The sequence below is a fragment of the Belliella marina genome, assembly GCF_042682445.1.
In the GTDB taxonomy this organism is placed as follows: domain Bacteria; phylum Bacteroidota; class Bacteroidia; order Cytophagales; family Cyclobacteriaceae; genus Belliella; species Belliella marina.
In genome coordinates this window covers 249,997-273,879 of sequence record NZ_JBHUHR010000031.1, presented here as the reverse complement: position 1 = coordinate 273,879, position 23,883 = coordinate 249,997, and the positions used below count along the sequence as shown (strand labels likewise).

Sequence of the window (23,883 nt, the reverse complement as noted above, 5' to 3'; positions counted from 1 at the left end):
ACCGCTTCTGCCCTACGCTTGCTCAAGGCTTCGTTGTATTCGTGCGAAGCCCTGGAATCAGTATGGGAAGAGACTTTCAAATCCAAGAATTTATATTTTTCCATGAGAGCATGTACCTTATCTATAATCTGGTCTGCGTCTCTTCTGATATCACTCTTGTCAAGGTTGTAATAAATGATGTCGGTATAGACGATCATATCACTTGGTATCCTGATCAGCCTGTAATTTCTCTCAATGATTCCAGGCTCCATATCAACTGTTGTGATACTGTGATCCTCTACAGGGAAATGTCCTCCTTTGGCCAGATTCAACATGTAATCAGTATCTGCTTCCAAATCACCTATATACTCGCCCTTATCATTGAGTTTCATATCAAGTTTGTTTCCTTGGTTTTCCACAACCTGCAGATCATAGTCCATCACCAACTCACCATCACAATCCACTACTCTAACTAATAATTGTCTTAGTTGGAGCACAAGCTTGTATATGTTATCCAAACCAGAGTTTCCTAGTCTGTTAGAACTTAGATAAACCTCCTCTTTATCGAATTTTTTATAGCCAAAATCATCCTTGATAGAATTAATGGGGGCTTCTAGATTTGATAGGTTGAAAAATATTCCATCACCCTTGGAATCTGCCTGAAAAATGTCGAAGCCCCCAAATCCTTCATGTCCATCGGAAGAAAAGAACAATTTATTCTCATATATAAATGGATCTCTCTCATTTCCATTACTATTAATCTCTTCACCTATATTTATAGGTTCAGAAAAAACAAAGTCTTCATCAAATTCCACAAAATAAATGTCAAAGCCTCCAACACCACCTTCAATATCAGACGAGAAATACAAACGTTTATTTTCTTGATCAACAAAAGGTGTTATTAAACTATGCGTAAAAACATTATTAAGTGGAAAGTCCCTTACATCGGTAATCACATTGCCATCCAATTTCCCAAAAAACAATTCTGGATGTACCGTAAGACTTTTTGTCTTTTTCTTCTTGGTAATATCTCTAGTCGCAGAAAAGAACAAATAATCTTGACCATTGATCTTTGCTAAAGCAGGATCACTCATGTGTAAAAACCTTTGGCCATCTACTTGGATTTCCTCAATATTGCCCTCATCATCCTTCTTATATATTTTTAAATATTCCCTGCCTGTCCAATCATAAATATTCTTGTCGAAGATTTTATTCTTGGCATCAAATCTTAGTAAAGGCATAGACTTTCCTTCTGCTACCCTATCTCTATCAGAAACAAAATATATATTACCCTCCTTATCTTTTGCTCCAGTATAATCAGCTGACAATGAATAATTTAATGAACTTACATATTCCAATTCCATTTTACTTGAACTGGAAAAAGACGCTAAAATCATTTCTAATTTGGAATCTTCCAGTTCCTCTATTGCATAGCCCAAAGTTGATAATTTATCTTTTGCTAGATCTTGCTTTCCCACCAAATACGCGGATAGCAAGTAACTTTCTACATCTTCCTTATCTATCTCAGATGAAAAATCAATTACTCGATTCCACCACTGATACGAATTCTCGTAGTCATTAATTTTATCAAAACTTAGTGCAGCTCCCTTAGCAGATCTATATGTATTTCTGCGATCAAACGCTTGGGAAAATACTTCTGCAGCATGATTGAAATTCCCCAATTCAACTTGCTGATCAGCATATCTCAACATCTGATTTTGAGCATCTACTGTATGCAGAAACCCAAATGCTAATAAAAATATGATAATTGATTTGTAAACTTTTTTCATATTAGAACCATCTTTGGTTTTTCATTCTTGCGTTTCTTGGAGAGATATAATATCCTAGAGAAATTTCGTGTGAATTATTCCTCATATCAACTAATGCGTTAAGATTTTGATCATAAGCATAACCAAACCTCAAATTATCTGTAACAAACACTTCCATCAATAGGGCTACAGCATTTCGTGAAGTCAGGCTTGATTCTAAGTTATCCTTCCACCATTTCACATTGGATCTTAATGAACCACCCAACCAAATTCTATCGTAAAACAATACCATGGCATTCAGATCATAATGGGTAGGCGCTCCCTTTATTTCACGAACTAACATAGATGGCTTTACTTTAATGATATCAGATACAGGTATCAAAGCTCCTACAGTAAAATAATAATGGAAATCATGGTATGCCAATGCAATATCTTCACGCTTCACCTGTTTTTTTCCAACCATATTATATGCACTAACTCCAGCATAGAAGTTAGATGTATTGAAAAATAAACCTGCATTTAAATTAGGAGTGAAGATATTTGCTATCCCTCCCATCAAAACTTCATCTGGCCAATCATTTGGATCGAGCATAGATCTGTCTATTGCATACTCTGAAGCACCAGCACTTATCCCTAAACCTAATTGAGAATCAAAACCTGTCTGGATTCTATATGCATAGGTTAACAATGCACCGCTTGTTCTTGCTGGACCTAGCACATCATTCAAGAATGAAACTCCCAATCCCATAGTCCCTTCATTTGCGCTGAAGTCTGCAGACATTGAAAATGTCTTTGGAGCACCTGGGAAACCAACCCATTGAGACCTGTATGTCGATTGCACATATCCCTCTTGCTTATACCCTGCGTATCCAGGGTTTATATGTAGCCCGTTGAACATATATTGGCTAAACTGGGGCAATTGTTGACCAACTACCTCTATCGATGCGGTTGACAACAAAAAAAATAAAAACACTTTGTAAAATTTCTCCATATAAAAATCAACTTAATGTTAAATAATTTATTGATCTTCCTTGCGTATCTTGTTAACAAAGAATATTTCTTATGCAAAGGTATTTTTTTCACGTATTAAAATCATTTTTACATATACGCAATACTACTCACTCAATAAGAATATTAGTTTCCAGCAATGAAACAGAGAATTTCAGCTTATTTATCAGTTACTTTTGAATACTAACAACATAAACTTCAATTGAATATCCATGATATTGTCAGTAACGACAATTTGTTTTTAGATATAAAAAAAGCATTAAATGATTATATGCACTTTACCAGTAAGGCTGAACCAACGCAATAACTAATCTGTCAAATAGTTTTTTTTTCCAAAACATCTTTTGTTTAGCATATAACAGAACTCATCGAAGCAGTTTTGGATATATTATCAGAAATCATTTTGAATTTCCCCATGACCAAAAAAGGGAATCCCATCCCCTTTTATTCCTCAAAATGGACAACTCGTGAGAATATACTCAACCGCCTTTTGGGCCTTGGACGCTGCTTCAATTAATAGTTTTTTATCCGACTTCAACCTGTCCAACCAGATCTTGATATAGGCAGCTGAATTGTCCAACAGTCTATCATCCATAATCCCAGCATAGTTGCAGAGGAAGCTGGCACCCATTTCAGCTGTCAGTTCCTCCCTAGAATAAGCATCAGAACCAAATTCATTGTACTCTATGATCTCTTTCCTATTGAGCCTGTCTTGGTGCCCTGTACAATGTACAAGTTCATGAAACAATACAGAATAATAAAACCCGGCAGATTCAAAGCTTTTCATCTTTGGCATGTTGATGTAATCTGACACAGGTGCATAGAAGGCTTCCGGGATATTATGTACAATCCTTGGAGGGTTGATCATTTCCCTTAAGATCTGCTCACATCTTTCAATCGGTTCAATCTTTTCCAAAATCCCAGTTTCGGGAATCTCAAAATCAACCCCTTCAACATATTCTATATTGAATACGGTGTAATACTTCAAAAAACCCACTTTCCTGATTTTTGAGGAATGCATCTTCTTGGCTTCTTCATCCATCAATTTCCTGCCACTCTTCTTGTCATAGTAGCTGAACCCCCAATAACAAACAGGCAATCCCTTTGAACCTTTCCTTATCGAACCTCCCAAACTTTGCGCCTGCTTAAAGGTCATAAAATATGGTCGTCTACACTGCGCTAATAACAGGATCCACATATTGATACCACTATAGCATTTCCGGGTCAGGTAGTTTGCAGGGATCTCCCCTCCTTCCCACACCTGTCTCCATGGCACAATCCCATTTTCAAGCTTTTCAATGATCAGATCGGTCACCATCTGATAAACATCCTTCCTTTGTTTTCTCGCAATAGTCTTCATGATTTCTTCTTTTTAGTTTAAAGATTTAATTATGAAGCACTACCAGGATTCAGCCCCCACTGAATGCAAGAGGAAACGGAATAAACAGTAAGCAAAGCGCCACGACTTTATGCCGTAGTCTCTTGCCATGTGTGGGGGATGATATCCTAAATTGCTGAAGAATTGAATGGAAAAAACATAACAGCTATTTTGATGATGTCAAAACCTAAAAACTACAACAAGCCTAACAATCCAATTCTATATTTTACTATCTTAGCAATCTGATTTATTCTTCATAACATATTATCTATAAACATCCTTTTGCAAAGGACTAACTCACCAAGATAGTGAGTGGAAAAACTTTTGAGGTTTATCAATCTCAGTTTATAGGTAATATATCCCTTTTAATTATTTGAATCTTTTCAATAGCGGTTGATCCCAAATCAATTGCCTTATCACACTGTGCTGTTATTAATACAACAGTGGTAATAAAACAATGAATATAAAATGAATAATAAACAGTTAATAAGTAGAAATATAGAGCTCTTTTATCATAAAGCCTCCGAAGAGACCAGACTCAACAAGGGAATGGGAATATTCGAATTTGAAAGGGTCAAATCACTGATAGAAAAACATACCCCTGACACACCCTCCAAAATAATTGATGTAGGTGGTGGGACTGGAAAGTATTCAGAATGGCTTGCCAAAAAAGGGCATCAAGTGCATTTGGTAGAACCTGTTTCCAAACACATAAAGATCGCAATGAATAGGGCCAATAAATTAAAAAACAAGTTTTCCATTCACAGGGGAGAGTCTCGAAACCTTGGGTTTTCCGAAAACTTTGCAGATCTCATTATTTTACACGGCCCCCTTTACCATCTCCAAAAAAAGGAAGACAGGGATTTGACCATACGTGAAGCCAAGCGTGTTTTAAAAAAAGATGGCATTATCCTGGCTTTTGCCATCAATTACACCGCCTCAACCTTGGTTGGATTATTCAGCGGACTGATCCATAAAAAACCATTCTTTGAAATGTGTAGGGAAGAGTTGACTACAGGAATTCATAATCCACCGGATGATTTCCAATGGCTTTTGGCAGAAGCATTCTATTACAAACCGGAACAATTCAAAGCCGAGTTCGTCAGTCAAGGATTAATCCATCTCAACAGTTATGCCGTTGAGGGTTTAGCCTGGCTTGACAAGGATTTCTTCAAAAATATGTCAATCGATAAAAGAAAAAGGACTTTGCTTGAACTTATCCAATTGACAGAAAATGATCCTTATCTTTTGCCATTTAGCCCTCATATGATGATAGCAGCAAAAAAACAACCAGCTCATGGAAAATAAAAACAGATATTACCTTCTACTAAAAAAAGACAATGGCCAGCACAATGAAATTGAACTTGGGGAAAAACTGGGGCTCGATGAAGATGAGACCAGTGAAATAATTTCCCAACTGCTTCTAGAACACAGGATACAATATAAACAAAACAGGTTCTGTGAATACAAAATCATGGGAAAATCAAAACATAAAACCAAGAGCAACATTTAAAGTGTTAAAAAACATACTTTTGCCAAATTCAAAAACAAAGAAAAAATTAGCATCATAAATTATAAAAACACTACATTTGAGCCATTATTAAAGATTTGATATCTTCCATTATGAAAAAAGATAAAGCAAGCACATTGACTAGAGGCTCACCTGCCTTTTTGTTGCTTATAATAGCTTTTTTCACTTTTCCAGGTGCTTGTTTTTCAAATGAAGCACCAAACCTTGATAGCCATAGCATAAGGGTTGATGAAGGCTTGGGCATCTTGCCTGAAACATTCTTTAATCCGCTAGATAAAACACCTTTCACCCCAGCTTATCCAGAGTCCCTTCCAGAGGAATTGGAGGATTCTGATGAGAAGGAAAAAGAGGTTGAAGAGGGATTTGAAAGTATTAAAAAACAGCTTTTCCCAAACATTCCTTTTCTTGGGAAAATTCATTCCGATTACCAAAGTACTTCTTCGCAAAGCAGGGAATGTATTCCCTTGTTTATTCTTTTCCATTCGTGGAAAAGCTTTTTATCCTGATTTTTACAAGATAATGTTTTTGTCTTCCTACCACATGTAGGCAAGGCATTTAGGCGTATTCCAAAGGATTCCATCCAGGCTACCCCTATTGTTTAATTTTCAAATTATCAAAACCATCATGAAAACATCAACAATGCTTTTCGGCATGCTTGTCATGCTGTTTGGCGTAAGCTGCAATAGCGAAAAGCACAACCATAGTGAACCTATAAGCCTTCAGGTAACAAAACCATTGGAGCAGGACACTTTAATATACCAAGAATATGTAAGCCAAATACAATCTTTCCAGCATATTGAACTCAGGGCTTTGGAAAGGGGATACCTGCAAAAAGTGCATGTGGACGAAGGACAATTTGTCAAAAAAGGCCAACTCTTGTTTCAGGTAATGCCCATGGTATATCAGGCGGAAGTCGGTAAAGCAAGTGCGGAGTTAAACTATGCTGAGATCGAATACCAGAACACCAAAAGTCTTTTGGATAGCAATATTGTATCGAAAAGTGAATTGGGCCTTTCCAAAGCCAAGCTTGAAAAAGCCAAAGCAGAGTTAAACCTGGCCAACACACATTTGGGATTTACGGAAATAAGAGCACCATTTGACGGGATCATGGGAAGGTTTCAAGTTCGGCTTGGCAGCCTTTTGGATGAAGGAGAGCTGCTTACTACCCTATCTGACAACAGTAAGATGTGGGTTTATTTCAATGTTCCAGAATCTGAATATTTGGATTTCGTCTCCAGCAATTCTGTTGAAGATCTTCCTGAGGTAATCCTTAGGATGGCCAATAACAAGCCTTTTGAGAAACAGGGAATCATTGAAACCATTGAAGCTGATTTCAACAATGAGAATGGAAATATCGCCTTCAGGGCTACTTTCCAAAACCCCAAAGGGCTTTTGAGGCATGGTGAAACTGGAAATATCCTCATGCCGGTACCCTTAATCAATGTTTTGTTGATCCCACAAAAAGCCACTTTTGAAATTCTTGACAAGAAATATGTTTATGTGGTAAGTGATGATAATACCCTGGAAACACGACAAATTACGGTCGGCCAGGAAATCCCCCACTTGTTTGTAGTCATCGATGGATTGTCCAAAAATGACAGGATTCTGGTAGAAGGCTTGCGAAAAGTGAAAAACAGACAGAAAATCAATGCTGATTTTGTGCCCCTTGAGCAAATGCTGGCTGGTTTTTCCAGGCTTCATGCCGAATAAAGTAAGAACTAAAATCCAATAAAAAGATGTTTAGCAAATTCATCCAGAGACCGGTTCTTGCAATAACCATTTCCATTGCCATTGTGTTTTTGGGCATTTTGGCAATCAGCACAAGGCCTATATCCCAATTTCCTGAAATTGCCCCACCAAGGGTGAATATATTCATAGCCTTTCCCGGAGCCAGTGCAGAAGTACTTGTCAATTCTACCCTTATCCCCTTGGAAAGAGCGATCAATGGGGTTCAGGGAATGCAGTATATTATTTCCGATGCTACAAGTGCAGGGGAAGCGACAATCCAAATTGTTTTTGAGCCTGGTGTAGATCCAGATGCTGCCGTTGTGAATGTAAAAACCAGGGTAGATCAGGTCATGAACAATCTGCCCCCTCTTGTCCAAAGGGAGGGGGTGGTAATTACACCCATCCAACCTAGTATGCTGATGTATGTCAATCTCTACAGCACCGACAAAAATGCTGACGAGAAATTTCTATACAACTATGCAAATGTCCATATACTTCCCGAGCTCCAAAGGATCAGTGGCATGGGGCGTGCCCAGATACTTGGCAGTAGGCAATACGCCATGCGTATATGGCTGAAACCTGACAGAATGAGAGCATACAATGTGTCGACCGAAGAAGTTCTGAAATCCATTGATGAACAGAGTGTGATCGGCCGTCCCGGAAGATTGGGGCAGGCATCAGGAAAAACCGCCCAGTCATTGGAGTATGTTTTGACCTATTCGGGGCGCTTCAACAAGCCGGAGGAATATGGACAGATCATCATCAAGGCAAACCCAGATGGGGAGTTGTTGAAGTTAAAGGACGTCGCCGAAGTGGAATTGGGGAGTGAATTCTTCGACATTTATTCAAACAAAGATGGGTTTCCAGCTGCCTCCATCGTCTTGAAGCAAAACTTTGGAAGCAATGCCAGCAAAGTAATTGGTTTGGTGAAAGATAAGCTCGCTGAAATGGAAGCTGACTTACCGCCGGGAATGTCATATGAGATCAATTACGATGTTTCCAAATTTGTGGATGCATCCATTGACAAGGTATTACATACCTTGGTAGAGGCGTTTATCCTAGTTGCCTTGGTAGTATTTATCTTTTTGGGTGATTGGCGGTCTACAGTTATCCCATTGATTGCGGTTCCCGTGTCCTTGATAGGTGCATTCTTCTTCATGCAGCTTTTTGGTTTGAGTATCAATCTGATTACCCTATTCGCCTTGGTATTGGCGATAGGGATCGTGGTGGATGATGCCATTGTAGTTGTTGAGGCGGTACATGCCAAAATGGAAGACGAGCATTTGTCACCATACAAGGCAGTTAGAAAAGTTCTTGGTGAGATCAGTGGGGCAATCATTGCAATTACTTTGGTAATGACGGCAGTGTTTATTCCCGTTGCTTTTATGACAGGTCCTGTTGGCGTATTCTATAGACAGTTTTCCATCACTATGGCAAGTGCCATAGTGCTTTCTGGGGTTGTTGCCCTGACATTGACCCCTGTACTCTGTGCAATGATCCTCAAAAACAACCATGGCAAAGTCCGTAAGCCAACCTTGATGAAAAGGCTTATGGATTGGTTCAACCGGAATTTTGAACGACTTACAGGAAAATACACCTCCTTTCTTTTACTAATTGTAAACAGGAGAGTGATCACTTATGGGGTTTTGCTTGCCTTTGGGTTCGGGATATTTGCCGTAAACAAAACACTTCCTACCGGCTTCATCCCCAACGAGGACCAAGGGCAAATCTATGCCATTATCCAAACCCCAGCAGGTTCTACTCTGGAGGTAACCAATGAAGTATCAAGGCAGTTGCAAGCCATCGCAGAGGAGATTGATGGAATCCAATCGGTATCTTCTTTGGCAGGGTATGAAATCCTTACGGAAGGAAGGGGATCCAATGCGGGAACCTGTATGATCAACTTGAAGGACTGGAAAGACCGCCATCATTCAGTGAAGGAAATCATTGAAGAACTGGAGGAAAAGACAGAGAATCTGGGGGCGGTAATTGAATATTTTGAGCCCCCTGCTGTTCCTGGTTATGGTTCCTCAGATGGTTTTTCGCTTAGGATGCTAGACAAGAACAGTACTGTGGACTATTTGGAGTTTGACAAAGTCAACACCGATTTTATGGAGGCTTTGAAATCCAGACCAGAGCTTTCCGGATTGTTTACTTTCTATGCAGCCAACTACCCCCAATATGAATTGATCATTGACAATGAGCTTGCCATGCAAAAAGGCATTTCCATTGGAAAGGCTATGGAGAATCTGGATATATTGATTGGCAGCACTTATGAACAAGGCTTTGTAAGATTCAATACTTTTTATAAGGTATATACCCAATCCGCACCCGAATACCGAAAGTTGCCAAAAGATGTTTTGAACCTTTATATCAAAAATGATCAGGGTGAAATGGTACCCTATTCAGCATTTATGCGAATGGAAAAAAAACAGGGGCCAAATGAAATCACACGGTTCAACCTTTACACCTCCTCATCGATCAGGGGTGTGCCTTCTCCTGGATTCACATCGGGTGATGCTATTAAGGCAATAACCGAGGTAGCCGAACAGACCCTTCCCAATGGCTATGACATTGCATGGGAAGGACTCTCATACGATGAATCCAGAAGGGGAAACGAAGCAGTTTACATCTTTCTTGTCGTCCTGATTTTTGTCTACTTGGTTCTGGCTGCACAGTATGAAAGTTTTATCATTCCCCTTGCAGTAGTCCTTTCGCTGCCGGCCGGTGTTTTTGGCTCATTTCTGTTGCTAAAATGGATGGGTTTAGCTAATGATATTTATGCCCAAATAGGTTTGATTATGTTGGTTGGCCTTTTGGGCAAGAATGCCATTTTGATAGTGGAATATTCTGTGCAGAAGCATCTTCAGGGAATGTCCATTTTTGATGCAGCCATAGAAGGGACAAAAGTACGTTTCCGTCCCATTTTGATGACATCTTTTGCTTTTATGGCTGGGTTGATTCCTTTGGTTATCGCTACCGGTGCCGGTGCTGTCGGAAACAGGACAATAGGGTCTTCCGCATTAGGTGGGATGTTATTCGGTACTGTTTTCGGGGCAATTTTGGTACCCGGACTTTATTTTATTTTTGGAACATTGGCAGAAGGTCGCTCACTGATAAGGGATGAAGACTCAAATCCACTTACTGAGGATTTTGTGGAGAAAGGATCAAAACTTTCATTGATGAAGAAAATTCAAAAGCTTGGGTTTATCCTTAAGGCTTCCAACAGAAAAAAGAATAACGATGAAAAATAAACCATTAATTATAATAATATTCCCTTTAATGATGATTTTGGGAATTTCGGGGTGTAAGGTTTTTGATGTACCATCAAAACAGGAAAATAAGACAACCCCTGAAAGTTATCCATACCCGGCGGAACAAAAAACTTCCAGGACTGAACAGATCAATTGGCATTCATATTTTGACGATCCAAATTTGGTAGCACTTATTGATAGTGCATTGCTAAATAACCAGGAGTTGAATATTGTTCAACAGGAGCTTGCCATCAACAGTAATGAAGTCAGGGCAAGAAAGGGTGAGTACTTGCCATTTGTCAGTTTTATGGGGGGAGCCGGTATAGAAAAAGTGGGGAGGTTTACCAGAAATGGAGCTGTTGAGGAGAATCTTGAGCTCAAACCAGGAAAAGCCTTCCCGGAACCAGTTCCTGATTTCATGCTGGGCACGATTGCAAGTTGGGAGTTGGATGTTTGGAAAAAACTGAGAAATTCCAAAAAGTCAGCCCTCTCAAAATATCTGGCAAGCGTGGAAGGCAAAAATTTCATGGTGACAAATTTGGTTGCCGAAATTGCAAATGCCTATTATGAACTGATGGCCTTGGACAATATTCTGGAAACCATCCAAAGCAATATCTCCATTCAAACGACTGTCTATGAAGTACTCAAACAGCAAAAAGAGGCTGCCAAAGTCACGCAGCTCGCCGTCAACAGATTTGAAGCCCAGGTGTTGAATACCAAAAACCTTCAATTTGAAGTGTTGCAAAAAATTATTGAAACAGAAAACAGGATCAACCTTTTGGTAGGCAGGTTTCCAGAGTCCATCCCCCGAAGTTCCAAAGAATTCAAAGAGATTGAAATTGAATCAATCTACTCCGGGATACCATCAGATCTATTGACAAATCGACCTGACATCAGACAAGCCGAACTGGAATTGGTTGCCTCAAAGTTGGATGTAAGTATAGCCAAGGCCAATTTCTATCCATCTTTTACTATAAAGGCAGGAATTGGTTTCCAATCTTTCAATCCCTCCTTTTTACTGAATCCCGAATCCATGCTTTATTCATTTGCAGGGGATCTAGCTGCTCCATTGATCAACAGAAATGCGATCAAAGCTACCTATTACAGTGCAAATGCTAGGCAAATGCAAGCGGTGTTCAATTACGAGCGCAGTATCCTAAATGCTTATCTGGATGTTTTAAACCAGCTTGGAAAGGTTGACAATTATAACAAAAGCTATGAATCCAAATCAAAGGAAGTTGCCATTCTGGTCAAATCCATAGACATTTCCAATAGTTTGTTCAATTCAGCAAGGGCTGATTATATGGAGATTCTGCTTACCCAAAGGGAGGCATTGGAATCAAATATGGAACTCTTGGAAATCAAACTGAAACAATTGAGCGCAAAAGTGAGCATCTATAGAGCCTTGGGGGGAGGTTGGACGAGTCAACAGCTATGATAAAGACAATTTTTTTGAAAAAGGATATCCTCCAAAATCTGGAATGATATCCTTTTTCTATCTTTCATATTTGGGAATGGGTATGCATGCAACAAAAAGAAACCAGGCCCTCCAAACTCTCATGTCCCATTTCAAATACAGCTTAAACAGACCAATCAATTTGTTGTTGTTCCATACCAAAAAAAGACAAAAACTAACTTGTACTGGCTTGAAAATACCCCTTGAGTGAACTCACTGTAAAGCAAGTTTACAGGCATTTGAATTAAACACACTTCGAAAATTTCGAGACGTTTGAAAGTACCTACCAAAACAACTAATTATACATCCGTATAATGATTGCCGATGTTGTAATTATCCTTTTGGTGAAATAACATATCGCTGAAGCAGGAACCGATTAGCATCTTGCTCTCAATGGTTCATATGGAAGTCCAATGTAAAGGGAAGTGGTCAACTTAATTGAAATCGAATATTGTGATAATGGGGGAAAATTCAATTTTCAGGTGTTTATCCATCCGTTCATCGACTTGATCGAGCATGGGTCAGATTAATGTTGGACAAAAAGGGAAATGGAAACCGAGAAGCACCTTTGAATACATGTTATGGTATTTGGTTGGTCTGCATGGCAACTGTCCCACGTGGCAATCACAACCCGCTGCTATTCCTTAGGCGATTCGGACATCGGCTTCGATCCCGTTTTTACCCCTCACCACAACCTGCATCATGGATGGTCTTAGGATGGGAGCATGTTGGCAGAATAATCCGGCATTGTAGCTTACCTGTTTCCGGTGGGGTGAGGGCTCATTCATCGGCGATGATCATCTTTTTCAATTCCTTGTAGAACCCCCTCCTGATGGGGACCACTTTCAGGCCGACGTTCAGTTCCTTTGCATTGAATCCAACAATATGGTCTTTGTTTACGATGTAAGACTTGTGGATCCTGATAAAGTTCTCGGAGGGCAACTGTTCTGCCACATCCTTGAGGATATCCCTGACGGTGTAAGGTTTGTTGAGGGTGTGCACCTTGGTGTATAGGCCGTCTGCCTCCAGGTGTGTTATTTCGTTTATTGGGACGGGAACGAGAAACCCCTTATCCCTGATTTTCAGGGTCTTTTGCTTTGGCACAGCCTTCCTTTTCTTTTCAAACTCCTTAAAGGCCAGGTACAGGCAAGACTTGAGCCGGTCCAGGGTAAATGGCTTCAACAGGTAACCCTCGTAGAGTATGTTGGAAATCCGCTCCAGGTAAACCTTGTCCGTATATCCTGTCAAGAATACTATTGGGATCTGATAGGAGTCTTTGATTTTATAAGCGAGATCTATCCCGTCAATGTTCCCATTGATGAGGATATCCATGATTATCAAGTCGGGAATGCCCATTTCCAAATCCAAAAGCACATCCCTCCCATTGGAAATTATGGCAGTCACCTGATATCCAAGAACCTGCAAAATATCTTTTAGGTTTTCCGCCAGTTCAAATTCATCTTCAACAATAAGTATTTTCTTCATGGCCGCTTATTAGGATTAAAGTTCTCCAAAAGAAATCTTTTCCTCGCAATTTTGTACATATATTAAATGAAATGTGGTATTATGTAAAGTAAATGCAGAAAAAATATCAGGCATAAAACTTCTGTCACCAGATTCCAACTATCCCTAAAACAAAAGATCAGTAAACCAACCAATATAATTGGTACAAAAAAAATATCAAGACAAAAAAATCATCACAATAAACAAAATTCTGTATTTGAACAATCTTACCCTTCTGGCACATATCAAATGGACCGCCCTAGAAAACAGGTTTTTTTGATCCATACCAGATTGCATCCAAGCGGGTTGCCCCCTATCACAATGGTTATAGTGTACTGTTTTTCATGGGAAACTTTCGGTTTCCTAGACATGAAGAAGAACATCGTTGTCACCTTGACAGGCCGACACAAGTTCCTGATTGAAAGAATATTGCTTCCGACAGGACATTTCCCCTTCGGAAACTGGAACATAGAATTCCCCGCCAGGTATTGCTGGACCAGCTGTATGGAAGACTGGTGTGATCGGGTTGGCATTGGGAGAATTGGACGGTATCCCCATTGTGGTCTGCAGTCAATTTTATGGGTTTACCATCAGGATTCTGCTATTCACTTAGGTTTGTCAAACCATTTATATATATTTTAATACAAAAATTCCAACAATTAGAAAAATATATCTTTATTTGATGAATATCCTAGAGCAAAAACCTTATCACTGCCTGGACCGGTAATGATTAAAAACTATTTTTATTCTAACTGAATCTAGATTTAGCTATTTGCAACCTCAGATTTCCCACATTGGCGAATAGAATAAGATGTTCTATGGTATTAAAAATTAATGAACATGGAAACAATTGACAACAACCCGGGAAACATCAGTATTTTATTGGTAGAGGATGAGATTGATCTTCAGTCCAATCTCAGGGAAATACTTGAGATAAACAATTTCAAGGTCGCGGTGGCAGACGATGGCAGGGAAGCACTGAAGATGCTTCGGTTTGAAAAGTTTGATTTGATCATCTCTGACATCATGATGCCAAACATGGACGGCATAGAGCTTTTGAACCAGGTACGCCTGACCAAAAAGTGGTTCCAAATCCCTTTTATCTTCCTGACGTCCAAGGCAGGAAACTCCAGTGTAAGGGAAGGGATGGACTCAGGAGCTGATGACTACCTTTCAAAGCCTGTTAGGATAAAAGAGCTGATAGGTTCGATAAACGCCACCTTGGAAAAATCCCTGAAGCGGAATGAGTTTTACAAAAGCCAGGTGCTACAGGAGAGCAAATGGAACGAAAGCATCAAGCTCCATGAGATAGGCACCCCAATCAGCGGGCTTTTGGGATTAGTTGAGATCTTGGAAAAGTCATGGGAAGAACTATCACATAACGAGATCAAGGAAATTATAAAACATGCAAAATCATCCTTGCTCAAACTGAAAAACACCTTTCTGAAAATGCAAATTTTTCAAGAGCTGAAAGAAATAGAGAATATTCCAATCATCCAAGAGGACCTATCCTCATGCGAGACGATCAATGCTACCCTTCAAAAAATGAATCTTCCAACCACATTCGTATTGAATATGGAAGATTTCATCTTCAGGTTCAATAAAGAGCACATAAGGTTCATTTTGGAAGAATTCATTGATAATGCTTTGAAATTCAGCAATTACAACTTTGATGACATTCAAGTATGGGTTGGAAATGGAAGTATCAGGGTGAAAAATAAACAAAAAATATTTATGGAACCCTACCTTAAATTCACCCCCCTCCCCTTTCAGCAGCTTGGAAGGGAACATTTCGAGCAACAGGGATTGGGATTAGGTTTGTATTTAGCTTCACAATATGCAGAAATCAACCAATCGGAAACTAAGTTTTATATAGACGAAAACCTCCAATTCAATGCGATATTAACCTGTAATAACTATCAATCAAATTAGTTTCGCTTTACTTAAGATACTTCTGTACTGATAGCATAAATTCTGTCCTTGTAAATGGCTTGCGGATAAATCCATTAAAAACAGACAAATGCGATTCACAAAAAATATCTTGGGCAGAAGCAGAAACAGCAATAATTGGGATATCCCCACCCTCCAAGCATGTCCGTACCAAATGGGCCAATTCCACACCATTCATTTTGGGCATCATTATATCTGTGATAATCAAATCGATATCTTTATTACTTTTCCAATAATCCCAAGCATCCTCTCCATTTAAGAATTTCACGACTTCAACCCCAATTGACTTTAAATAATGTTCCAACACGAATTGGATCACTTCATTGTCCTCAACAAGCAACACTTTTTTTAGGCCAACTAATTCGCCAATCCCACTAGTACATCCAAAAGTTTCAGTCATAAGAAAATAATAGTTATCTATCAAAGTAAATACAATGATAAAGACATTCAAGCCGGCATTTAAACGCAACATCTATCCTTTGTCTGTTTTTGTAAATGATCTGGTTGGAATTATATACTATAGGTAAATCCATAAAAACCCAACCCTTCCAATTTTTGTACAAATCCAAGCAGCACTTGGTTTACTTTTTATGGCTTTTTATTATTTACCAAAAGTGGAAACAGGCAAAAAAAAGTGCTTAAAAATGCCTTCAGGAGCATAAAACAGATTTTTTCTTGAAAAAAGCATCCAAAACTCCAATTTCACCACTGATTCATATTATACCTATACTTGCACTTTATAGACAACAAATATCACGATTCGATTCAAAACTATTCCAATTCTTTCAGTTTATGAAGTATCAAAAACATGCCTTCGCATTAGGCTTTTTATCATGCTTTATCATGCTTTCATGTGTTCCCAACAAAAAGCTGGTATACTTTCAAAATCTCCCCGGCAACACACCAATAGAAGCGGGAGAATTGATAAACTACCAAATGCCGGACTATCAACTCCAACACAATGACATCCTAGAAGTCCAAGTTATCACCCATAAAGACATCATAGCCGATGATTTTAACATTGGCAAGCAGGGCTTGAACCAAAACAGCATGATGGTTGGACAGATTGCGCAAACCGGTGGTGACATTTATTATACAACCGGTTACACTATCAACAAGGAAGGTAATATTACCCTACCAGTCTTGGGGGATGTATATGTTAAGGGGATGACATTGGATGAGGTTACCCTCTCACTTACCGATAAATTCTCCAGTATGTTGTTAAACAATTACTTTATCAAAGTTAAGCTTGGTGGAATGCGTTTTTCAGCCTTAGGAGAGTTTCAGAAACCTGGGAAATACGGAATGCTACAGGATAGGATGACAATCTTTGATGCGATTTCGCAGGCTGGGGATCTTACTACTGTAGCAAAAAGAAGTGAGCTTATCTTAATAAGGCAGTATCCGGAAGGATCCAGAAAACACCATGTTAACCTGAATGATATCAACCTCATCAGTTCCCCGTTCTACTTTATCCAGCCCAACGACCTTTTGTATGTTGAGCCAATGAAAATAAGGGAGCTGGGTTCAGGCATCAATGCAACACAAACCCTAACCCTGATTACAAGCTCCATTACGGCAATTGCGCTAGTCTTAAACCTAATCAATAATTGAATTCCCCATGGACAACAACAATAAAAATAAGGTTCAAGATACCTCATTCAACTCTACATCTATCAATACAGATGAGATTTCAGAATTCAAATCTCAAATTATCAGAATACTAAGGTTTTGGAAGATAATTACCGTAGGAATGATTACCGGGATAATCATAGCCTATATCTTCAATAAAAGTAGCCCAGAAGTCTACCAGATTGAAAGTACAATCCTGGTAGGTGAAGAAATCCCCTCACTTGGTATGGATTTGTTTGAGCCGATGAGGTTCATGCAACCCAAAAGCAATGTGGAAAATGAGATAAGGATACTGAAATCATACCCGATCATCCAAAAGACCATTGAGGAACTCCAATTAAACGTATCCTACTTTAAGCCTAGCCTATTCAAGAAAGAAATCCTATATGATTCCATACCTATCAAAGTAGTCATTGATTGGGATCACCCGCAGCTAATTGGCGGAGTATTTCAGGTAAACCCGCTTAATAAAAACAAGTTTAGCTTGCAGGTAATCGAAGAACCGCAACATCTCTACCTACCGAGTGACCCTGGCTTTCTCCGCCCTAATGAAGAGCCTTCAGGCTTAGATGGGAAAACTTTCGGGTTTGGGGAAGAAATATCAGGAATCAATTTCAAATTTAAGGTTCAAAACATACATATGACCGAGAGTGACCCCATACATTTCCTTGTAGAGGACACCCATGGTTTAGTTATGCGTTTTAAGGAAAACACCAAGGTGACAACTGAGAATAAGCTTGCGTCTGTCATCACACTGATATACCTCTCCCCCTCCAGAAAACTTGGAGAAGACTACCTTAATTATTTAATGTCCTTTTACTTGGAAAAGGAACTTCTGGAGAAAAACAGGGCTGCCGAAAACACCGTCAAATTCATTGATAACCAATTGGCAGGCATTACAGATTCCTTATCATTCTTTGAAAATAGGCTTCAGCAATTCCGCAGTGAAAACAGGGTCTTTAACCTGAGCCAGGAAGGAACGATGATTTTTCAACGCTACCTAGAGCTTGAAAAGCAAAAATCCACAATCGACCTTTCATTCAAATACTATACTGATCTACTTGAATACCTCAATCGTGATCAATTCGAAAACCTCATCTCACCATCCACAGTCGGTCTTGAGGATATCCTTCTAAATACGTTAGTATCAAACATCATGGAACTTCAATCCGAAAAATCTGTCCTTGCAGACTATTACTCGGTAAATGCTCCAGCCATCCAAGAGGTAAACAAAAAACTGGAGTCCTCGAAGGGATACTTACTTGAAAACGTCAAATCTTCGATTAGGAATACCCAAAACTCACTTTTGGAAATCAACCAAAAAATCAAGCAAGTAGATGCCGAGATCAATTCATTGCCCCAGACCGAAAAACAGTTGGTGGGACTCCAAAGACAGTTCACGATCAATGAGAATATTTACTTGTACCTCCTTCAAAAACGGGCAGAATCAGAAATCAGCCGTGCATCCAATATGGGAAAGAATTCCGTCTTGGAGTATGCAAGAACATTGGATAAGCCAGTATCGCCCCGCAAAGGGATAAATCTATTGATAGGCGCGTTTTCTGGATTTCTTTTCCCATTTCTCATTATATTTTTTAGGGATTATTTCAAAACTACCATTGAAGATCCCAAAGCCCTTGAGTCCAGCATTGACGTACCTTTGCTCCGTACCATTGGCAAAAGTCCCGAGAAAGACCATCTTGCCGTATTCAACAACCCCAAATCAATCATTTCTGAATCTTTTAGAAGCCTACGTTCTGATATGTCCTTCCTCAAGCCCGGTTATGAAAGGCTCACTATTCTTACCACTTCTGCCATCCCGGGCGAGGGCAAGACGTTTTGCTCGATCAACTTGGCCAGTGTTTTTTCGCTTCTGGGCAAAAGAACCATATTAATTGATCTTGATTTGAGAAAACCTAAGCTGGCAGAACATTTTGGTTTTCGGAATGACATTGGTGTCAGTACTTGTTTAAGCAAAAATATCCCATGGAAGTCTGCTGTCAAACAAACCAAATATGAAAATCTTGATTTGATGCTTTCGGGACTTATCCCACCTAACCCTTCAGAATTGCTGGGACAGGAGTCATTTTACGAACTTATCCAGGAAATCAAGCAATCTTATGATATAGTTATTTTGGACAGTCCACCAATTGGTGTTGTTTCGGAGACTTTACAGATGACGCCATTGGCAGATATCAATCTGTTTGTATTCCGTCAAAATGTTTCATACAAAACCAATGTCCATGTACTGAACAATATTGTTTCAAAGGGAGCTGGGCAAAAATTCTATGCCATCATGAACGATGTTTCGGTAGATACAAATAGAGGTGGCTATGGATATACCTACGGATATGGTGTATATGAACAATATGGCATGGAAAAGAAAAAACCCTCTTTCTTCAAATCATTATTTGGATAACCACCCGTAGCTTAGTCCATCCGAACTGTGATGGACTAAGCTACGGCTTGTTTAAAATTTTTTAACACAACATTTTAAACATATAAATACATTTAATTAACATTAAAATACTTTTCATTAATTTTTCAAATAATAAATTATATTATAATAGGTGTATTTTTTTGACATCACTATTTTTACCCAACATTGAATTGAAGTTAAATATTGGATAGGCCGGCATGCCAATATGAGATTTTGTAACTGCGGTTGATTCATGGATTTCTATAAAAAAATATTCAATAAGATCACGACTAAGTCATCATTATGAAAAGAATTTTAGTAACCGGGGGCTCTGGATTTTTAGGATCCCATTTATGTGACAAACTGTTGCAGGAAGGAAATGAAGTACTGTGTGTAGACAATCTATTCACTGGTAGAAAATCAAATATCCACCACCTCACTTCCCATAAGAACTTCGAATTCATGCGGCATGACATCACTTTCCCATTATATGTGGAAGTCGATGAAATCTACAATCTAGCATGTCCTGCCAGTCCTGTTCATTACCAATTCGATCCAGTCCAAACCACCAAGACTTCTGTTATCGGCGCAATCAACATGCTCGGACTTGCCAAACGTCTGAAGATAAAAATCCTCCAGGCAAGTACTTCCGAAGTTTATGGAGATCCCGAAATCCATCCCCAACCGGAAAGCTACAAGGGTTCGGTCAGCACCACGGGCATCAGGGCATGTTATGATGAGGGGAAAAGGTGTTCTGAAACCCTCTTCTTCGACTACCACCGCCAGCATGGTCTTGATATCAAGGTAATGCGGATTTTCAACACCTATGGTCCAAGGATGAACCCCAACGACGGCCGTGTTGTGAGTAATTTTATAGTACAGGCATTGAGGGGCGAGGACATTACCATCTTTGGCGACGGTTCACAGACCAGAAGTTTCTGTTTCGTCTCCGACCTGATAGATGGAATGTATAGGCTCATGAATTCCAGGGATGGCTTCACCGGCCCGGTAAATATTGGCAACCCAACAGAATTTACCATGTTGGAACTCGCCGAAATCATCATTCGGCTAACAGACAGCAAAAGTAAGCTCATATTTCTACCACTTCCACAAGATGATCCTATGCAAAGAAAGCCTGTTATAGAGCTTGCCAAAACAGAGCTTGACTGGGAACCAAAAATCAAATTGGAGGACGGACTCAAGGAGAGTATCAAATACTTTTCTGAAGTCATTTAATGTCATTGATTTTCCATTAAGCAGTACCACAAAAAAACCTTTTAAGTAATGTAAACTTTTGGTTTACCTATTCAAAACAAATTTTAATCTTATGAAAATTTCAAAAATATGCTGTATCGGTGCAGGTTATGTTGGTGGACCGACAATGGCAGTCATAGCCCAGAAATGTCCACACATCCAAGTGAAGGTTGTTGATATAAACCAAGCCAGGATTGATGCCTGGAACGATTCAGATCTTGACAGATTGCCGGTATATGAACCAGGATTGGACAAGATCGTTGCTGATGCCAGAGGAAAAAACCTGTTTTTTTCTACTGATGTTGATCAAGCTATCAAGGAGGCAGACATGGTCTTCATCTCAGTAAATACGCCTACCAAAACCTATGGCGAAGGAAAGGGCCAAGCAGCCGACCTAAAATGGATTGAAAAATGTGCCCGCCAAATTGCTGCAGCTTCCGATTCAGACAAGATAGTAGTCGAAAAATCAACTTTGCCTGTACGTACTGCTGAAGCTGTCAAGGATATTCTCGACAATACTGGGAATGGACACAAATTTCAAATTCTTTCCAACCCGGAATTTTTGGCCGAAGGTACAGCTGTAGAAGACCTGCTTGATCCAGACAGGGTACTGATTGGTGGAGATACTTCATCACCAGATGGATTGGAGGCGATAGCATCACTTGTAGACATCTATGCAAATTGGGTTTCAAGAGATAAAATCCTTAGTACTAACGTCTGGTCTTCAGAGCTTTCTAAACTAACAGCAAACGCATTTTTGGCGCAACGGGTATCCTCTATCAATTCTCTTTCAGAATTGTGCGAAAGCACTGAAGCTGATATTCATGAGGTATCTAGGGCAATTGGAAAAGACAGCCGGATAGGCCCAAAATTCCTACAGGCATCAGTAGGTTTTGGTGGTTCATGCTTTCAAAAAGACATCCTAAACCTTGTCTACATCAGCAGGTCATATGGCCTTACGGAGGTAGCTGACTATTGGGAGCAGGTGATAAAAATGAATGACCACCAAAAGGGACGTTTCGCAAAAAAAATCATCAAATCCCTCTACAACACAGTGAGTGGGAAGAAAATCGCATTTTTGGGATGGGCATTCAAAAAAGACACCAATGACACCCGGGAATCAGCTGCCATCTATGTTGCTGACCATTTGTTGAATGAGGGGGCCAATGTATATGTATATGATCCAAAAGTCAGTGAAGAACAGATGTATGGCGACATCGACTATCTAAATTCCCGTAGCAAAGTTGACAACAGAAAGTTGCTGCAGTCAGAAGATGATCCGTATGATGTTTGCAAAGGAGCACATGCGATTGCCATATTGACGGAATGGGATGAATTTAAGGACTACGATTGGGAAGTTATCTACCATTCCATGCAGAAGCCCTGCCAGATTTTCGATGGAAGAAACCTTCTGGACAAGGAAAAATTAGAAAAAATAGGATTTAGGGTGTATTCCATAGGGAAATCCTAATGACAAAATTGGCAATAAACCCAAATCCACCTCAAAACCAACCTGTTTTAGAACCTAACAAACTTATCGCTATGGTTTCCGAATTGAACCAAGAATACGAAAAGCAACTGCGCTATTTTGAAAATGGAATTCCTTTTCTTCCCGTAATGGAACCTGCCACTGTCGGAAACGGCATAAGAAGAATAGATGATCCCACTGCCAAAAGGGTTTTTGAAGTATATTATCTAAAGGAGAGCAGCAAGCTTAAAATTGTATATTTTGTACCTTCCAGTGGAGCTGCAACAAGAATGTTCAAAGATTTCTTTGCATTCTTGAACGAAGTTGGAAAGAAGGAATTGTTAAACGTCTTTTTTGAACAGATACATCAATTTGCTTTTTACAGGCAGTTGTCAGCAACAGTCGAAGAAGCAGGACTTGACCTAAATGATTTGATACGGAAGAAGGATTATAAAACAATCCTCCAGACACTTTTGGATGATTCCTCTATGTCATACGGGAGTTTGCCGAAGGGTTTGGTAAAGTTTCATCAGTACCAAGATCACGAGAGGACACCAATACACGAACATATTTATGAATTCAGCAGCTATGGGAGCGGAAGGAATGGGGAAATCCATATCCATTTTACTGTAAATCCACTTTTCAAACAAGCATTTGTTGAAGAATCGTCAAGCGTTTTGCAATTTTTGGGAAAAGACAACATCACCATTGGGTTTTCAGTCCAGAATCCAGAAACTGATACACTTGCGGTGGACGGGGACAACCTTCCCATCCACTTGCCCGATGGCACGTTTTACAGGAGACCAGGAGGACATGGGGCACTTATCCATAATCTCAACCAAATAGATGCCGACTTGATTTTTCTGAAAAACATCGATAACATTCAGATTGAGAAAGAAACGAAACCAGCACTGACCTACAAAAAAGAAATGGCAGGCCTGTTGCTGATGGTCAGAAATGAACTTGCCCAGCTATTACCCCAGTTGATTGGGTCTAGTCCCAAAAAAGAGCTGATAAGATATGCTGAAAACTTCCTTATCAACCAAATTGGTTTCAAGCTCCCCCCTAACTATATGGATTGGGACATGGAGCATCAACAGCAATACATATTTGACAAACTCAATAGACCATTGCGTATCTGTGGTATGGTCAAAAATGAAGGTGCAACCGGAGGCGGGCCTTTTTGGGTTGAAAATCAAGATGGCAGTCAATCACTCCAAATTGTGGAAACTGCCCAAATCGACAGGGAACGTCCTGTTTATAATGAATTGTTTCAAAAGTCCACACATTTCAACCCAGTGGAAATCGTCTGTTCACTAAGAAATTATCGGGGAGATCGTTTCGACTTGGCCAAGTATATAGATCCTGATGCAGGATTCATCTCAGAAAAAACAAAAAACGGCCAGAAGATCAAAGTATTTGAGTGGCCGGGGCTTTGGAATGGAGCTATGTCGGATTGGAATACACTTTTCGTAGAAATTGGCAGTGAGCATTTCACACCAGTCAAGTCCGTTTATGACCTTTTGGACAAGTCCCACCAACTTGCCTGAGTAA

General features: G+C 39.6%; 18 protein-coding genes. 12 read left to right on the top strand and 6 right to left on the bottom strand.

Translation table 11 applies throughout. The features are described from left to right. From ACFSKL_RS11760 to ACFSKL_RS11750, 3 genes are all read right to left on the bottom strand, one after another. A partial coding sequence (locus ACFSKL_RS11760; RefSeq protein WP_376886431.1) for an OmpA family protein occupies positions 1–1,769 on the bottom strand: 1,769 nt, incomplete at its 3' end. A 1-nt stretch (position 1,770) separates the two neighbouring features. After that, the gene (locus ACFSKL_RS11755; RefSeq protein WP_376886430.1) at positions 1,771–2,739 is read right to left on the bottom strand and encodes a PorP/SprF family type IX secretion system membrane protein; all 969 of its coding nucleotides are present in this window, start codon (positions 2,737–2,739) and stop codon (positions 1,771–1,773) included. Positions 2,740–3,207: 468 nt separating this feature from the next. Beyond that, entirely contained in the window at positions 3,208–4,116 is a 909-nt protein-coding gene (locus ACFSKL_RS11750; protein WP_376886429.1) for an ArdC family protein, read from the bottom strand. Positions 4,117–4,602: 486 nt separating this feature from the next. Here ACFSKL_RS11750 and ACFSKL_RS11745 point away from each other — a divergent pair, with 486 nt between their 5' ends. From ACFSKL_RS11745 to ACFSKL_RS11720, 6 genes are all read left to right on the top strand, one after another. Further along, the gene (locus ACFSKL_RS11745; RefSeq protein ID WP_376886428.1) at positions 4,603–5,442 is read left to right on the top strand and encodes a class I SAM-dependent methyltransferase; all 840 of its coding nucleotides are present in this window, start codon (positions 4,603–4,605) and stop codon (positions 5,440–5,442) included. Then, positions 5,432–5,647, top strand: a complete 216-nt coding sequence (locus ACFSKL_RS11740) for a hypothetical protein (protein WP_376886427.1) — start codon at positions 5,432–5,434, stop codon at positions 5,645–5,647. Before ACFSKL_RS11745 ends, ACFSKL_RS11740 begins: the two co-directional genes overlap by 11 nt. 110 nt (positions 5,648–5,757) lie before the next feature. After that, the gene (locus tag ACFSKL_RS11735; RefSeq protein WP_376886426.1) at positions 5,758–6,171 is read left to right on the top strand and encodes a hypothetical protein; all 414 of its coding nucleotides are present in this window, start codon (positions 5,758–5,760) and stop codon (positions 6,169–6,171) included. Positions 6,172–6,289: 118 nt separating this feature from the next. Next, a complete protein-coding gene (locus tag ACFSKL_RS11730; RefSeq protein ID WP_376886425.1) occupies positions 6,290–7,375 on the top strand; it encodes an efflux RND transporter periplasmic adaptor subunit in 1,086 nt (361 codons plus the stop codon). Positions 7,376–7,401: 26 nt separating this feature from the next. Further along, a complete protein-coding gene (locus ACFSKL_RS11725; protein WP_376886424.1) occupies positions 7,402–10,647 on the top strand; it encodes an efflux RND transporter permease subunit in 3,246 nt (1,081 codons plus the stop codon). Beyond that, complete coding sequence (locus tag ACFSKL_RS11720; RefSeq protein ID WP_376886423.1) at positions 10,637–12,085, top strand: TolC family protein; 1,449 nt, start codon at positions 10,637–10,639, stop codon at positions 12,083–12,085. Before ACFSKL_RS11725 ends, ACFSKL_RS11720 begins: the two co-directional genes overlap by 11 nt. 662 nt (positions 12,086–12,747) lie before the next feature. On the opposite strand, the gene ACFSKL_RS11715 is transcribed toward ACFSKL_RS11720, so the two are convergent. Then, positions 12,748–12,891: a hypothetical protein gene (locus ACFSKL_RS11715; RefSeq protein ID WP_376886422.1), complete on the bottom strand. Its 144-nt coding sequence runs from the start codon at positions 12,889–12,891 to the stop codon at positions 12,748–12,750. Continuing rightward, complete coding sequence (locus ACFSKL_RS11710) at positions 12,884–13,588, bottom strand: LytR/AlgR family response regulator transcription factor (RefSeq protein WP_376886421.1); 705 nt, start codon at positions 13,586–13,588, stop codon at positions 12,884–12,886. The genes ACFSKL_RS11715 and ACFSKL_RS11710 overlap by 8 nt, the downstream gene beginning before the upstream one ends. An 858-nt stretch (positions 13,589–14,446) precedes the next feature. Here ACFSKL_RS11710 and ACFSKL_RS11705 point away from each other — a divergent pair. After that, the gene (locus tag ACFSKL_RS11705; RefSeq protein WP_376886420.1) at positions 14,447–15,538 is read left to right on the top strand and encodes an ATP-binding response regulator; all 1,092 of its coding nucleotides are present in this window, start codon (positions 14,447–14,449) and stop codon (positions 15,536–15,538) included. Between the two features lie 7 nt (positions 15,539–15,545). Here ACFSKL_RS11705 and ACFSKL_RS11700 read toward each other — a convergent pair whose 3' ends face one another. Continuing rightward, positions 15,546–15,956 carry a response regulator gene (locus ACFSKL_RS11700; protein ID WP_376886419.1) on the bottom strand — a complete coding sequence of 137 codons (411 nt, stop codon included), beginning with the start codon at positions 15,954–15,956 and terminating at the stop codon, positions 15,546–15,548. A gap of 392 nt (positions 15,957–16,348) precedes the next feature. Here ACFSKL_RS11700 and ACFSKL_RS11695 point away from each other — a divergent pair, with 392 nt between their 5' ends. The 5 genes from ACFSKL_RS11695 to ACFSKL_RS11675 all read left to right on the top strand — a co-directional run bounded on the left by ACFSKL_RS11695 (position 16,349) and on the right by ACFSKL_RS11675 (position 23,879). Further along, positions 16,349–17,170 carry a polysaccharide biosynthesis/export family protein gene (locus ACFSKL_RS11695; protein ID WP_376886418.1) on the top strand — a complete coding sequence of 274 codons (822 nt, stop codon included), beginning with the start codon at positions 16,349–16,351 and terminating at the stop codon, positions 17,168–17,170. 7 nt (positions 17,171–17,177) lie between these two features. Further along, positions 17,178–19,607 carry a GumC family protein gene (locus tag ACFSKL_RS11690; RefSeq protein WP_376886417.1) on the top strand — a complete coding sequence of 810 codons (2,430 nt, stop codon included), beginning with the start codon at positions 17,178–17,180 and terminating at the stop codon, positions 19,605–19,607. Positions 19,608–19,910: 303 nt separating this feature from the next. Next, positions 19,911–20,843 carry a UDP-glucuronic acid decarboxylase family protein gene (locus ACFSKL_RS11685; protein ID WP_376886416.1) on the top strand — a complete coding sequence of 311 codons (933 nt, stop codon included), beginning with the start codon at positions 19,911–19,913 and terminating at the stop codon, positions 20,841–20,843. Positions 20,844–20,934: 91 nt separating this feature from the next. After that, entirely contained in the window at positions 20,935–22,332 is a 1,398-nt protein-coding gene (locus ACFSKL_RS11680; RefSeq protein ID WP_376886415.1) for a UDP-glucose 6-dehydrogenase, read from the top strand. After that, the gene (locus ACFSKL_RS11675) at positions 22,332–23,879 is read left to right on the top strand and encodes a DUF4301 family protein (RefSeq protein ID WP_376886414.1); all 1,548 of its coding nucleotides are present in this window, start codon (positions 22,332–22,334) and stop codon (positions 23,877–23,879) included. The genes ACFSKL_RS11680 and ACFSKL_RS11675 overlap by 1 nt, the downstream gene beginning before the upstream one ends. Positions 23,880–23,883: the final 4 nt, after the last annotated feature.